Origin of the sequence: Streptomyces sp. NPDC056160 (genome assembly GCF_042268205.1) — a bacterium.
Lineage (GTDB): Bacteria > Actinomycetota > Actinomycetes > Streptomycetales > Streptomycetaceae > Streptomyces.
The window spans coordinates 52,725-65,586 of sequence record NZ_JBHJUW010000026.1 but is presented as its reverse complement, the minus strand read 5'-3'; the positions used below and the strand labels follow the sequence as shown (position 1 = coordinate 65,586).

The window sequence follows — 12,862 nt, the reverse complement described above, 5'->3', positions numbered from 1 at the left end:
TTACCTCAGGCCCCCTTGGCCGCGGTGCGGACCAGGACGAGGCCGCCGTTCGGACCGGGAACCGCGCCCTTGATGAGCAGCAGACCCTTCTCCGCGTCAACGGCGTGGACGGTCAGGTTCTGGGTGGTGACCCGCTCGTTGCCCATGCGACCCGCCATGCGGAGGCCCTTGAACACGCGGCCCGGGGTGGCGCAGCCACCGATGGAACCGGGCGAGCGGTGCTTGCGCTGGGTGCCGTGTCCGGCGCCGAGGCCCTTGAAGTTGTGACGCTTCATGACACCGGCGAAGCCCTTGCCCTTGCTCTTGCCGGTCACGTCGACCTTGACACCGGACTCGAACACCTCAGCGGTGATCTCCTGGCCCAGGGTGTACTCGGCGGCGTCCGCAGTGCGGATCTCGACAAGGTGGCGGCGGGGGGTGACGTCGGCCTTGGCGAAGTGGCCCTTGAGGGGCTTGTTCACCTTGCGCGGGTCGATCTCGCCGAAGGCGATCTGGACCGACTCGTAGCCGTCGACATCGTTCGTACGGACCTGGGTGACGACGTTGGGGCCGGCCTTGACGACGGTGACCGGAACAACACGGTTGTTCTCGTCCCACACCTGCGTCATGCCGAGCTTCTCGCCCAGGATGCCCTTGATCTGCTTAGCCATCTCTCAGATCACCGGGCCTCAGAGCTTGATCTCGATGTCGACACCGGCCGGGAGGTCGAGTCGCATCAGAGAGTCAACGGTCTTGGGAGTCGGGTCGAGGATGTCGATCAGGCGCTTGTGCGTGCGCATCTCGAAGTGCTCGCGCGAGTCCTTGTACTTGTGCGGCGACTTGATGACGCAGTACACGTTCTTCTCAGTGGGCAGCGGCACCGGGCCCGCGACCGACGCACCAGTGCGGGTCACCGTCTCGACGATCTTCTTCGCCGAGGAGTCGATGACCTCGTGGTCGTAGGCCTTGAGCCGGATGCGGATCTTCTGTCCCGCCATGGCTACTTCGTAGTCCTGTCTCTTCTTACGCTCTGGAACCCGGTGGTTCCCTTGGTTTCCCTCGGTCTTCGCCGACCCACGCGGTCGGGCGTGTCGCCCTCCCGCTGACACAGATGTCCCTTGTTCGAACATCCCTGCGGGAATGCGCACGGCCCTGCCGGAACCGCGGACCGGAGATCGAAGACCCACCGGGTGCCTGGCCGGTGCCGCGCCCACGCTTCCCGGAAGATTCCCGTACGTCCGCCCCAGCGCTGCCGTGAGGCAGTTAGGGCGACGAGTACTGTGGGACTCGCTTCCAGTCCTCCCGGCGGGAGGCGCGCAGCATCAACACTCGACCGAGCAACTCGGACAGTCTGCCATACGGGATGGCAGCCTGGCCAATCGAGCCCAAGAGATTACCCCGGGGATCACCTAGGTCAAACCGTGGCGTGCGTCCGCCCGCCGCCGCCCGCCGGACGGACGGCGGTCACGCCGTCCTGGAGGCCGGACGCACCGCAGGAGTGGACACCGCCACGCGCAGGGTCCCGTCGGTCGAGGGAGCGAGCCGGGCCACGGTCCGGTCCGCCGCGTTCCGGGCCAGGAGCGCAGGGGCGCCGGTCGCGGTCGGCAGGGCCCGGACCGTCCAGCCCGTCCCCTCCAGATGGGCCTGCGCCCGTCCCAGAGCCCGCGCCATCGCGTCGTCCGTGAGCGGCTCGGTCGACCACGCGTGGTGGGCGTACGTGTCCCCGCCGTCCTGGTAGGTGCCGATCCCCTCCCCCTCACGCGTGGGCGCGTGCCTGACCCCGAGCACGTCGTAGAGACGGCTGGAGTGGTCGAGGGCGCGGCGCTCGGCCTGCTCGTCGGAGGTGGTATGCCGGAAGGAGGCCGGGTCAGCGGTGCCGGCACTGTCCGCGGCATAACAAGGGGACGTCACGCTGATGGCTGCCAGGCCCTCGCCCTTGGCCCTGTCGACGACCCCCGTGAGCGCGGTCATCCAGAAGTCGTCGGGCACGGTGCGCATGCTGACGGACGGGAAGGGGTCGGACCAGTCACCGTCCGAGTTCTGGAACTTGTAGCCTTTCTTCACCCAGGCGTCCCGGGCCTGACGCACCAGCTTCTTCGCCTCGGTGCCGGGCACACCGGTCAGCTGGTACGAGAGCCTGACCTGCTGGCGCTCGCCGGAGCTGTGGTCGTCGGCGAGGCAGGGACCGACAGGATTCAGTCCGGTGTTCTTGAGGGTCGGCTTGGGTGACATGCCCTCCACGACTTGGTGGATGATTTCTTCGGCACGCTTCATCGCCTGCTGCTCGTCCATGGTGACCTGCTTCGATCCTGTGCTCTCGCCGCCACTTCCCGTCTGCCCCGATCCGCACGCCGCCAGCACGATGGACGCGACAGACATGGCGAGGACCGACATCGCCCGTGACAGCCTCATGAGGTTCCTCCAGCCACGATCTTCGCCATGTTGTTCAGGGAGTCGCCCTCCCAGTACTGCGAGTGCGCAGGCATCAGACCGTCCGTTCCCGGCAGCTTGCCACTGGCGACGTGGAAGGTGTGACCGCCGAACTCATCGGATGTTGGATCATTTCCGTACATGACTGAGTGATCATTGAAAAGGCGCCAGTACGACATCGGGTTCAGGGGGGCCAGCGTCCCGGCCGGCGGTGGGGCGAGGTTCACCAGATCGTTCTTGGCTGTGGCAGCCCACACATGGTCGGCCCCGATATGAAGATCCTTGGCGTGATCGACGCCCGCGCCGGGGCTGCCCACCAGGATCGCCTTGTCCACGGGCAGGTCAGGATGGTCCCGCATGGTCTCACCAGCCACCAGGGTTCCGTAGCTGTGGCCCAGGACCGTGGAGTTCACCGATCCGTGGTGGACGGCGTCGACCCCGGACAGGAAGTTGCTCAGCGGTTCCCTGGCGGCGTCAGCGTACTTGGCGTCGGTCGCATCGCCGAGCAGGCTCTGTGGAGCGTCGTAGCCGAGCCACATGATCGACGCCGTCTTGCGGGTGGGGTCGGCGAGGCTCGCCCGGTCCTGGAGCACCTCGGCGCGGCCGATGTCACCGTCGATGCTGCTCAGCTTGGTGCCTGTGCCGGGGACGTAGGTCACTACGTTGTCGGCGGTGTCCGGGTTGCCGATGGAAACGACGACGCGACCGTTGTTCTTGTCGTCGAAACCCAGCAGGTAGGGGCGCTTGCTGTCGTCGGCGTACGTGTCGAAGCGCGTCTCGATGGCCTCCATGCCGTCGAGCGGGCCCCGAGCGTTCTTCCGTGCCGCCTCCCAGTCCTTCCACTCCTGCGTCTCGACGTTGAGGCCCTTCGGCATGGCCCCGGTGTACGGGTCGATGTAGGGCCCGAGTCGCTCGGGCTCCGGATGCTTCTTCAGCCAGGCGTCGTAATCCAGTTGGGCCTTTGCCCGGGCCTCGCTGAGCACCACGCGGTTGGCCCCGTCCCGCACGTCGGCGGGAAGGCCGTCCATCGCCCCGATCGAGTCCGGATGGACGGACGCGTAGTCGGCCCGCTGTTCGTCGGTGAGCCCTTTCCACCACGCCGCGTTCTCCTTGGGCGTGCCGTGAGCAGGGGGATGCGGGAGCGACTTCAGGTAGTCGTCGGCGCCGCTGAGGACTCCGCTGGTGTCCTTCTTGACGTCCACCCAGTCGTCGGCGGAGACGGTCAGGTCGTCGTCGGCCTTCAGTGCCCGCACCTTGGGTGCCCACTTCGCGTCGGCGTCGGCGGCATCCTGAAGGGCCGTGGCGATACGGTCGGCGATCTCCTGGGCGCGGCCGAAATTGGGGTTGGGGTCGAAGTGGGCGGCCTGCCGATTGACGGCAGCCACCGTCGGGTCCGTCGCCCCGGAGGCGGAACCGCCCTCGGCAAGGTCTCGGCCGTCGGTCCGCGCACCACCCGCCGGATAAGTGACCGAGCCGTCGGAGCCGACCGTGAACTTCTGCGACTCCGCGTCCTCGAGTGCCGCTTGGAGTTTCTTCCTGGCCGCCGCCATCTCGTAGGCGAAGGCGTCCAGGGCGGTGGCGGCGAGGCCGCATTCCACCTGGATGTAGTGGAAGTTCTGGGAGAGCGCTTCGAGTTGCTCGACGGCCGCGGTCGCGGCCTCGCCCTTCAGGGACTGCCTCATGCCCCGGATGATCTCGTCGTCCACCTTGCGCTGGGCCGAGGCAGCCCCGTCGCCCGTACGGCGGTAGCCGTCGGCCGCGTCGGAGAACTCGGACGGCTCGATCGCCCTGAGTGTTGCCAGATCCATGGCCGAGGGTCACTTCCCCTGGCCGCCGACGGGCGCCGTGTCGGCGTAGGCGGCCTTCATGTTGCCGATCTCGGCCTTGATCGCCTCTTCGGTCTTCAGTTCGTCGTTGCCGGCTTTCACCAGTACGTCCGCGAGCTGCTCGCAGCGCTTGCTCACCTTCTTGACGTACTTCTCCCAGGAGTCGTACAGGTCCTTCTGAGCCTGTGCGGTGAGGCAGCCGGACGTCCCGCCCAGACCGTCCTGTCCCTCCGCGAGCTGTCCGAGGGACTTGCCGATGCCTTCTCCCAGCGAGCCGACCCCGTGCCCGGCCCGCGCCCATGCGGGCCGGTCCGAGACCAGCGTGCCGGAACCACCCGGGTCACTCGGCACACTGTTCAGTTCCGTCCGGGACGACCGCTGGTGAGCCGCCGAGTCCTTGGCACGCTCCCATTCGCTCCACGCCATGCGTGGCCCCTCCCCGTTTCCCTGCGGCCACTTCCGGGATACAGCCGGCCATGGCGTTCGCGTGCGCCCCGGCCGCTCCCGGTGATCGGAATCACGGTAGCGCGACCGGCTGACGGCCGTGGCCGGTACGGCGGGCCCCGGCCGCCGGCCTCCCCGGGGCTCGCTCGATGAGGGGCGAGGCCCGAAGCTCCGACGGGCGTTTTCCGGACGGGCACCCCGTGGCGGTACGGCCACGGAGCGGTGTACTCAGTCGGCGTGCCCCGGGGCGGCGGCGGAACGCTCGCCCGCCCGCTCCCCCGCGTCCGTACCGCCCACCTGCCCCCCACACGCCAACCGCCCCATGAGGGCCGTCGTGTCCGCGTCCGTCCGGGCCAGGTGCAGGGTGATCAGGGCCTCGGTCAGGGCCTCGACCGACTGCTCGTCGAGCGGGGCGAGGAAGTCGTGTTCGACGCGTTCGCGGACCTGCTCGGCCGCCTCCAGGGACTCCTGCCCGGCCCGGGTGAGGGTGACGACGTTGCGGCGGCGGTCCTGGTCGCTGCGGCGGCGCTCGACGTAGCCCTTGCCCTCCAGGGCGTCGATGATGCCGACCATCGTCGTGCGGTCGATACCGAGGAGCGCGGCGATCTCCAGCTGGGACGGCTGCTCCCGGGCGGCGGCGATCACTCCCATGACGCCCAGCTCCCGCGGGATGAGGCGGAAGGGGGCGAGTGCCTGGCCCAGCTCGGTCGCGAGGGTGGCGTAGGCGTGCTTCAGCAGATATCCGAGCGGCCGGGCCGGGACATCAGGGGGAGGCACGTCGTTCATGCGGGCAGTGTACAGTGGACTGACCATCAGGATCACTGACGATCTTTCAAGGTGACGATGGCGTGGGGGCGTGCAGCCCCGCGGGGGCGTGGAACAGCTCCCCGGGGCGGGGGAAACGGGGCCTGAGGACCGGACCTTCTACGGGTACCGGCGTTCGCGCAGCGCCGCGACGGACGCGGTGCCCGGCACGGCGAGTGCGGCGACCGCGCCGCCGTGCCCTGCCCGGCCACCGGCCTCCACACGACCGCACACCACCACACGCCTGACCACAGCCAAGGAAGCGACGCCCACGCAATGAGCGACTCCCCTCCGACCGACGTGATACGGACGGCCCCGGCCGCCACCGAGCACATCCCCGCAGACGCCCCGGACCCCCGCCGCTGGTGGGGCCTGGTCATCATCGCCCTGGCCCAGTTGATGGTGGTCCTCGACGCGACCATCGTGAACATCGCGCTGCCGTCCGCGCAGAAGGCCCTCGGCATGTCCGACGGCAACCGGCAGTGGGTCATCACCGCCTACACCCTCGCCTTCGGCGGCCTGCTCCTGCTCGGCGGACGCATCGCCGACCTGGTCGGCCGCAAGCGCACCTTCATCATCGGCCTGGCCGGCTTCGCCGTCGCCTCCGCGATCGGCGGCGCGGCCCAGAGCCCCGGCATGCTCTTCGGCGCCCGCGCCCTCCAGGGCGTCTTCGGCGCCGTACTCGCGCCCTCCGCGCTCTCCCTGATGACGACGACGTTCACCGACCCCAGGGAGCGCGGGAAGGCGTTCGGCATCTACGGCGCGATCGCCGGTGCGGGCGCCGCGATCGGCCTGCTGCTGGGCGGCATCCTCACCTCGTACGCGAACTGGCGCTGGTGCCTGTACGTGAACATCCCGATCGCCGCCGTCGCGGTGATCGGCGCCGTCATCCTGCTGCACGACCGCCCGGGCCACAGCGGGTCCAAGCTGGACATCCCCGGCGTGATCCTCGGCTGCGGCGGCCTGGTCGCCGTCGTCTACGGCTTCTCCGAGGCCGAGCCGCGCGGCTGGGGCGACAGCCTGGTGGTGAGCCTGCTGGCCGGAGGTGTGGTGCTGCTGGTGGCGTTCGTCTTCTGGCAGATGAAGGCCAAGCACCCGCTGCTGCCGCTGCGCGTCGTCGCCGACCGCAACCGTGCGGGCAGCTTCCTGACCATGGGTCTGGCCACCATCGGCATGTTCGGCCTGTTCCTGTTCATGACCTACTACTTCCAGGGCATCCTCGGGTACACCCCGGTCAGGAGCGGTCTGGCATTCCTGCCGATGTCCGCGATGATCATCCTCGGCTCCACGCAGATCTCCGCCCGGCTGCTGCCCCGCACGCCTCCGCGCCTGCTGATGGTGCCCGGCATGCTGCTCGCCGCCTCCGGCCTGCTGGTGCTCACCCAGCTCGGCGTCGACTCCGCGTACGCCACCCACGTCCTGCCCGCCGAGCTGCTGCTCGGACTGGGCATGGGCCTGACCTTCATGCCCGTCTTCTCCACCGCGACGCAGGGGGTCAGGCCGCAGGACGCCGGTGTGACGTCCGCGATGGTCAACACCTCGCAGCAGGTGGGCGGTTCGCTGGGCACGGCGCTGCTCAACACCATCGCCACCTCGGCGACCACCACGTACATCGGCAGCCACCTCACCGACCCCTCGCGCAAGGCGCAGGTGCTGCGCGAGGGCATCGTCCACGGTTACACGCAGGCCATCTGGTGGGGTGTGGCCGCGATGCTGCTCGCCGCGGTGGTCTCCGGCGTCCTCGTGGTCGCCCGCCCGGCCGGCCACGGGCGGGGCGGCGCCCCGGCGGGTGCGGCCGCGCACTGAGTCCGGTCACGGCTGACGCGCACACGCCCCGCTCCGGAAGGTACGTCTTCCGGAGCGGGGCGCGGGCGTACCCGGGGGTGACCCCGTGGCAGGTCGTTCAGATGACGCTCAGGGCGGCTTCCGTCAGATGACGCCCTGGGCGAGCATGGAGTCGGCGACCCGCTCGAACCCGGCGATGTTCGCGCCGGTCACGTAGTCGCCGGGTGCGCCGTAGCGCTCCGCCGTCTCGTGGCAGGTGGTGTGGATGTCGCTCATGATGCGCGCCAGTTCCTCCTCGACCCGGGCCGGCGACCACGCCGTACGGGCGTGGTTCTGCGCCATCTCCAGGGCGCTGACCGCGACCCCGCCCGCGTTGGCGGCCTTGCCGGGCCCGAAGGCGACACCGGCGCGCTGGAGCAGGTGCACGGCCTCGGGCGTGGCCGGCATGTTGGCGCCCTCGGACACGGCCTTCACCCCGTTGCGGACGAGCGTGGCGGCGTCGTTCTCGTCCAGCTCGTTCTGGGTGGCGGACGGCAGCGCGACGTCGGCCGGCACCTCCCACACCCGGCCGCCGGGCACGAACCGCGCGGAGGCCCCCCGGCGCTCGGCGTACTCGCTGATCCGCCCGCGCTCGACCTCCTTGATCTGCTTGAGCAGATCAAGGTCGATCCCCTTCTCGTCGACGACGTACCCGCTGGAGTCCGAGCAGGTCAGCGGGTTCGCGCCGAGGGCGAGCAGCTTCTCGACGGTGTAGATGGCGACGTTCCCGGAGCCGGAGACGACGGCCGCCTGCCCCTCCAGGTCCTCACCGCGCTCGCGCAGCATGGCCTCCGCGAAGAGCACGTTCCCGTACCCGGTGGCCTCGGGCCGGATCGCCGACCCGCCCCAGGTCGGGCCCTTGCCGGTGAGCACCCCGGCCTCCCACCGGTTGGTGATGCGCCGGTACTGGCCGAAGAGGTAGCCGATCTCCCGGCCGCCGACGCCGATGTCCCCGGCGGGCACGTCGGTGTGCTCACCGATGTGCCGGTACAGCTCCGTCATGAACGACTGGCAGAAGCGCATGACCTCCGCATCGCTGCGGCCGTGCGGGTCGAAGTCGCTGCCGCCCTTGCCGCCGCCGATGCCGAGCCCGGTCAGCGCGTTCTTGAAGATCTGCTCGAAGCCGAGGAACTTGATGATGCCGAGGTTGACGGAGGGGTGGAAGCGCAGGCCACCCTTGTACGGGCCGAGCGCGCTGTTGAACTCCACCCGGAAGCCCCGGTTGACGTGCACCCGCCCCTGGTCGTCCTGCCACGGCACCCGGAAGATCACCTGACGCTCCGGCTCGCACAGCCGCTCGACCAGCCCGGGCTCGGCGTACTCCGGGCGCGCCGCCAGCACCGGTGCCAGGGTGTCCAGCACCTCGTGCACGGCCTGGTGGAACTCCGGCTGGGCCGGGTTGCGCCGCTCGATCTCACTGCGGAGGGTGTCGAGCTGGGTCTGGCTGTCCGGTCGGGTCGTCACGGGTGTCCCCTTCTGGCACGGCTGTCACCGGTACGAGACCGGTGGTGAGCATCGATGAGCTTGCTGAGCGCTCGGCGCCGTTGCCGCGCGCAGGACGCTCCAGTGTCACCCCTGGGTGAATGTACTGACCAGTGATCGAACGCCGGTCGTCCACTACTTGAGACACGTGCTCCGGGAACGCGCATCGTTCCCGGGCGGTCCGCCGACGCGCCCCGCTCCCGGTGACTACCGAATGCGGCGCGTGCCGTTGGGAGGTCAGCCTTCCGCGGCGTACGTCACGAAGTCCGTCCACGCACCGGACGTGAGCGCCAGCCGAGGGCCCTCGACGTGCTTGGAGTCACGGACGTGCACGGTACCGGGGGTGAGGGCGAGCTCGACGCAGGAGTTGCCGTCGTTGCCGCCGCTGTAGCTGCTCTTGAACCACGCCAGCTCGGAGGCGTCCCCGGCAGCGGCCTTGCGGATCATGTGTCTCTCCCCAGCAGTTGCTCGATCAGGGCCAGCGACTCCCCTGGTGAGAGCGCCTGAGCCCGGATGGTGCCATACCGCAGCTCAAGGATGCGCAGGTGTTTGGGCTCCGAGGTCGGCCGGCCGTTGAACGCGCCGTCGGAGCGGCCTACCGCCGTACCGTCGGGGAACTTCAGCAACTCGATCCGCCCGTCCAGGCCGGAGTGGGTGTCGCAGCTCAACGGCATCACCTGAAGCACGACGTTGTGCAGCCGCCCCACCTCCAGCAGGCGTTCGAGCTGGTGACGCCAGGCCATTGTGCCCCCGATGGGACGCCGCAGGACCCCTTCTTCCAGGACGAAACTGATAGCAGGAGCCGGGTCCCGTCCGAAGACCGTCTGCCGGGCCAGGCGGGCGGCCACCATGCGTTCCACGTCGTCGGGGGAGTACGGCGGCTGCGCCGCTCCGATCACAGCTCGAGCGTGCTCCGGAGTCTGTAGCAGTCCAGGAATGATGTGGCACTCGTACAAAGCGATCTCGACCGCCCTGGCCTCCATCTTCCCCAGTTCCCGAACCTTCTTCGGGTACCGGACCCTCTTCACGTCCTCCCACATCGCCAAGATGAGCCCACCGGCGTCCAACACCTGGTCAGCCAGGACGAGATAGTCCCGCCGAGGGATCCTCTTGCCGCCCTCGACCTTGTAGACCAGATCCTCCCCGTACCCCACCGCCTTCCCGAACTCCGCGGCCCGCAGCCCCGCCGCCTCGCGCCGCAGCTTCAACTGCCGCCCCACCGTGGCGATGACGGCGACACCCCACTCGTCGTCCGGGTCCACCTCCCAGCCCGGCTCGTCCGCCTCGCCCGTCTCAGCCCTGGCCCGTACCGCCTCGCCGTCCACCGACATACCGCGCCCCTCCGTAGTCCCGCGTCGTACCGCGACGCCCTACCCGGAGCAACGACGCCGACAGCCCGGACAGCACCGGACAAAGAGCCGACAGTCACGGTACGCAGCCGCTCGATCACCCCTCACGGTAAGCGCATCCGGCCACGCTGAGTGATGTGAAACAGGAAATCGCCGCAACCGAGACCCCGGCCGAACCGGCCGACCAGTTCCCCGACTTCACCGTGCTGCTGTCCTCCACCCGGCGCGGAGCCCGCCTGGCCCGGCTGCTCACGGAGGCTCAGCTAAGCCGCTGGGGACTGCCCACGGAGACCGCGAGCCACATCGTGGCCGAGCTGGCGGCCAACGCCGCGACGCACGGCCGCGTCCCCGGACGTGACTTCCGGCTGACGCTCTACGTGATCGGCGGCACGCTCCGTATCGAGGTCACCGACACACGCGGTGACCACCTCCCCGCCCTGCGACAACCCGCCGCTGACGCCGAGTCGGGGCGCGGCCTGCTCCTCGTGGACGCGCTCGCGGACCGCTGGGGCGTCGCCGAGGACCGGTTCCCGCGCAAGACGGTGTGGGCCGAACTGCGCTGCTCACCGCCGGAGCCCGCACCCACGGGTTCCGGCACCGAAGGCCGTAACCACTGAGAGAACTGCGGGGAGAAAGAACCCCACCAAGCCCCACCCCTCCCGCCCGTGGTCCGCACTCACTCGGGCGGGTGAACATCACCGGCTCGGCTGGATTTCGGGTCCCTCGACTGCCCTACTCTCAGCCCCAACAACCGCACACATGCATCGGCCCCCGGCCGGGACTCGCAATCCCGATCGAGGGCCTGGCCACCGAGGAAGTGAGCCCTTCCCGATGGGTACCGAGAACCCTAGCGTGCCCCCGCACGCCCAGTCAGCCGTTGCCGCCGACGAACCCCCCTCCCGGGCGAATCCGCGTACACGCACCCGCCCCGGCAGGCACACCTACGGCGTCACCCACGACAACACCCGCCACACCACCCGCTTCACGGTGATCGGCAACGACCTCGCCCAGCACCCCGAGCTGTCCCTGGTCGCCATCGCGCTGGCGGTGCACATCCAGTCGCTGCCGGCCCACGCCCCCGTGGACATCAAGACCCTCGCCGACCGCTTCCCCGAGGGCCGCACCCGCATCGCCGCCGGCCTGCGCGAACTGGAGGCCCACGGCTACCTGCGCCGCGTCCGCGAACACACCCCCACCGGCCGCATCGTCACCCGCACCATCAGCTGCAACCAGCCACGGGCAGCGGCCACACTCCGCACCCACGCACCGGTACCCGCGCCCACCCCGGCCGCCGCCCCCGACGACCGGACGGCGCCCTGCCCCGAGGAAGCCCCGGCGGAGCACCCCGAGCCCCGCGAGTCCCGCAAGAAACGGCATCCGCTCCCGCCGGTCCCGCAGCCGGCCTACTCCCACCCCGTGCTGCTCCAGCAGGCCACCGAGCTCCTCGCCACCCTGCACCGCGAGGACCCCCGCCTGTTCCTCTCGGCCTGCGACACCGCGCACCTCGCCCCCGGCGTGGCGGCCTGGTTGCAGTACGAGGTGCCGCCCGGCACCGTACGCCGGACCCTGACCAGCGACCTGCCGTCCGGGAGCCTGCGCCGCCCGGCGGCCCTGCTGGCCCACCGCCTCACCGCCCAGCTCCCATCCCCGCCCCCGGTGCGCGCCCCGGCCACCCCACCACTCGCCCGGCACCGCCTGCGCAACTGCGACGGCTGCGACCGCGGCTTCCGCGCACCCGAATCCGAAAACCGCTGCCGCGACTGCCGAACAGCCGCGTCCACACCCTGAACCGAACAGGAACCACATGGTCACCTCGTCCCACGAGGCGATGCACCGCATCTTCCAGGACTATCCGGGCCTCTTCTCCCGCGTCTCCGAAGCACTGCGTATCCCTTTTCCCCAGGCCACGGCGGTCGGCGTGCTACCCAACGACGTCACCGAGACCAAGCCCGTCGACCGCCGCATCGACACCCTGCTGAGAATCGAGACGGAGGACCACGGGCCCTTCGTCCTCGCGATCGAGGCGCAGAAGAAGAAGGACCCGGAGAAACCGGCCAGCTGGGGTTACTACCTCGCCTACCTGCGCAACAAATACCGTCTGCCGCCCCTGCTGCTTGTGGTCTGCCAGGACCGCGCAACCGCCGAATGGGCGACCCGGCCCGAGCCGATCGGATTCTGCTCGTGGCCGTCACTGACCGTCCGGCCCATCGTCGCCGGACCACACAACATGCCCGTGATCACCGACCCGGACGAGGCTCGCGCCGACCTGGCGCTTACCGCCCTGGCCGCCATCACACACGCGGCGGGACCCTACATCGGTGCCATACTGGAAGCCTTGTCCACAGCGCTCCGGGACGTGCCCGAAGACGTCGCAGACCCCATCATCGAATTCACCGCGCAAGGGCTGGGAAATCGCCCGGCCAAGCACCTCTGGAGGAATCTGGTGGCCGTGGACCTCTCCTTCTACAAGTCCTACATCTCCGAAGAAATCCGCGACGAAGGGCGCGAGCAGGGCCGGGCACAAGGCCGGGCCGAAGACATCCTGCTCGTCCTCGAGCAGCGCGGCATCGACGTCTCCGAAGAAGCGCACAGCCGTGTGACGGGCTGCGACGACCCTGACATCCTGCGGACCTGGCTGCTGCGCGCCGTGACCGCGGCCACCGTCGACGAGGTGTTCGGCGCCGAGTAGCGGCCTGCCCGCCCGCCCGGTGCGCCGGGCGGGCG

14 protein-coding genes are annotated in these 12,862 nt (G+C 69.8%); 4 read left to right on the top strand and 10 right to left on the bottom strand.

What is annotated here, in order from left to right; all coding sequences use genetic code 11:
* Nucleotides 1–5: 5 nt before the first annotated feature.
* The 7 genes from rplC to ACFC02_RS12580 form a co-directional block, all read right to left on the bottom strand.
* On the bottom strand, nt 6–650 hold the full coding sequence (gene rplC, locus ACFC02_RS12610; RefSeq protein ID WP_360972005.1) for a 50S ribosomal protein L3: 645 nt from the start codon (nt 648–650) through the stop codon (nt 6–8).
* Nucleotides 651–668: 18 nt separating this feature from the next.
* The gene (rpsJ, locus tag ACFC02_RS12605; protein WP_003948644.1) at nt 669–977 is read right to left on the bottom strand and encodes a 30S ribosomal protein S10; all 309 of its coding nucleotides are present in this window, start codon (nt 975–977) and stop codon (nt 669–671) included.
* A gap of 466 nt (nt 978–1,443) precedes the next feature.
* The gene (locus ACFC02_RS12600; protein ID WP_376355765.1) at nt 1,444–2,391 is read right to left on the bottom strand and encodes a hypothetical protein; all 948 of its coding nucleotides are present in this window, start codon (nt 2,389–2,391) and stop codon (nt 1,444–1,446) included.
* The gene (locus ACFC02_RS12595) at nt 2,388–4,217 is read right to left on the bottom strand and encodes an alpha/beta hydrolase (protein WP_376355763.1); all 1,830 of its coding nucleotides are present in this window, start codon (nt 4,215–4,217) and stop codon (nt 2,388–2,390) included. The genes ACFC02_RS12600 and ACFC02_RS12595 overlap by 4 nt, the downstream gene beginning before the upstream one ends.
* Before the next feature lie 9 nt (nt 4,218–4,226).
* On the bottom strand, nt 4,227–4,661 hold the full coding sequence (locus ACFC02_RS12590; protein WP_376355761.1) for a hypothetical protein: 435 nt from the start codon (nt 4,659–4,661) through the stop codon (nt 4,227–4,229).
* Nucleotides 4,662–4,907: 246 nt separating this feature from the next.
* A complete protein-coding gene (locus tag ACFC02_RS12585) occupies nt 4,908–5,465 on the bottom strand; it encodes a MarR family winged helix-turn-helix transcriptional regulator (RefSeq protein WP_376355759.1) in 558 nt (185 codons plus the stop codon).
* 138 nt (nt 5,466–5,603) lie between these two features.
* Nucleotides 5,604–5,756 (bottom strand): hypothetical protein, encoded by a 153-nt coding sequence (locus ACFC02_RS12580; RefSeq protein WP_376355757.1) that lies wholly within the window; start codon nt 5,754–5,756, stop codon nt 5,604–5,606.
* Nucleotides 5,757–5,759: 3 nt separating this feature from the next.
* On the opposite strand from ACFC02_RS12580, the gene ACFC02_RS12575 reads away from it, so the two are divergent.
* Complete coding sequence (locus ACFC02_RS12575) at nt 5,760–7,289, top strand: MFS transporter (protein WP_376355755.1); 1,530 nt, start codon at nt 5,760–5,762, stop codon at nt 7,287–7,289.
* A gap of 123 nt (nt 7,290–7,412) precedes the next feature.
* On the opposite strand, the gene gdhA is transcribed toward ACFC02_RS12575, so the two are convergent.
* The 3 genes from gdhA to ACFC02_RS12560 form a co-directional block, all read right to left on the bottom strand.
* A complete protein-coding gene (gene gdhA / locus ACFC02_RS12570; RefSeq protein ID WP_376355753.1) occupies nt 7,413–8,771 on the bottom strand; it encodes an NADP-specific glutamate dehydrogenase in 1,359 nt (452 codons plus the stop codon).
* A gap of 255 nt (nt 8,772–9,026) precedes the next feature.
* Nucleotides 9,027–9,236 (bottom strand): DUF397 domain-containing protein, encoded by a 210-nt coding sequence (locus ACFC02_RS12565; RefSeq protein ID WP_376355751.1) that lies wholly within the window; start codon nt 9,234–9,236, stop codon nt 9,027–9,029.
* Nucleotides 9,233–10,120, bottom strand: coding sequence for a helix-turn-helix domain-containing protein (locus ACFC02_RS12560; protein ID WP_376355749.1), 888 nt, complete (start codon nt 10,118–10,120; stop codon nt 9,233–9,235). The genes ACFC02_RS12565 and ACFC02_RS12560 overlap by 4 nt, the downstream gene beginning before the upstream one ends.
* Nucleotides 10,121–10,266: 146 nt before the next feature.
* Here ACFC02_RS12560 and ACFC02_RS12555 point away from each other — a divergent pair, with 146 nt between their 5' ends.
* The 3 genes from ACFC02_RS12555 to ACFC02_RS12545 all read left to right on the top strand — a co-directional run bounded on the left by ACFC02_RS12555 (nt 10,267) and on the right by ACFC02_RS12545 (nt 12,827).
* Complete coding sequence (locus ACFC02_RS12555) at nt 10,267–10,755, top strand: ATP-binding protein (RefSeq protein ID WP_376355786.1); 489 nt, start codon at nt 10,267–10,269, stop codon at nt 10,753–10,755.
* Nucleotides 10,756–10,969: 214 nt separating this feature from the next.
* Complete coding sequence (locus ACFC02_RS12550) at nt 10,970–11,926, top strand: helix-turn-helix domain-containing protein (RefSeq protein ID WP_376355747.1); 957 nt, start codon at nt 10,970–10,972, stop codon at nt 11,924–11,926.
* 16 nt (nt 11,927–11,942) lie between these two features.
* A complete protein-coding gene (locus ACFC02_RS12545; protein ID WP_376355745.1) occupies nt 11,943–12,827 on the top strand; it encodes a hypothetical protein in 885 nt (294 codons plus the stop codon).
* Nucleotides 12,828–12,862: the final 35 nt, after the last annotated feature.

What these genes read in the sequence shown, in the direction of transcription:
- rplC (WP_360972005.1), bottom strand. Translation starts at nt 650, where the DNA reads ATGGCTAAGCAGATCAAGGGCATCCTGGGCGAGAAGCTCGGCATGACG.
- rpsJ (WP_003948644.1), bottom strand. Translation starts at nt 977, where the DNA reads ATGGCGGGACAGAAGATCCGCATCCGGCTCAAGGCCTACGACCACGAG.
- ACFC02_RS12600 (WP_376355765.1), bottom strand. Translation starts at nt 2,391, where the DNA reads ATGAGGCTGTCACGGGCGATGTCGGTCCTCGCCATGTCTGTCGCGTCC.
- ACFC02_RS12595 (WP_376355763.1), bottom strand. Translation starts at nt 4,217, where the DNA reads ATGGATCTGGCAACACTCAGGGCGATCGAGCCGTCCGAGTTCTCCGAC.
- ACFC02_RS12590 (WP_376355761.1), bottom strand. Translation starts at nt 4,661, where the DNA reads ATGGCGTGGAGCGAATGGGAGCGTGCCAAGGACTCGGCGGCTCACCAG.
- ACFC02_RS12585 (WP_376355759.1), bottom strand. Translation starts at nt 5,465, where the DNA reads ATGAACGACGTGCCTCCCCCTGATGTCCCGGCCCGGCCGCTCGGATAT.
- ACFC02_RS12575 (WP_376355755.1), top strand. Translation starts at nt 5,760, where the DNA reads ATGAGCGACTCCCCTCCGACCGACGTGATACGGACGGCCCCGGCCGCC.
- ACFC02_RS12565 (WP_376355751.1), bottom strand. Translation starts at nt 9,236, where the DNA reads ATGATCCGCAAGGCCGCTGCCGGGGACGCCTCCGAGCTGGCGTGGTTC.
- ACFC02_RS12560 (WP_376355749.1), bottom strand. Translation starts at nt 10,120, where the DNA reads ATGTCGGTGGACGGCGAGGCGGTACGGGCCAGGGCTGAGACGGGCGAG.
- ACFC02_RS12550 (WP_376355747.1), top strand. Translation starts at nt 10,970, where the DNA reads ATGGGTACCGAGAACCCTAGCGTGCCCCCGCACGCCCAGTCAGCCGTT.
- ACFC02_RS12545 (WP_376355745.1), top strand. Translation starts at nt 11,943, where the DNA reads ATGGTCACCTCGTCCCACGAGGCGATGCACCGCATCTTCCAGGACTAT.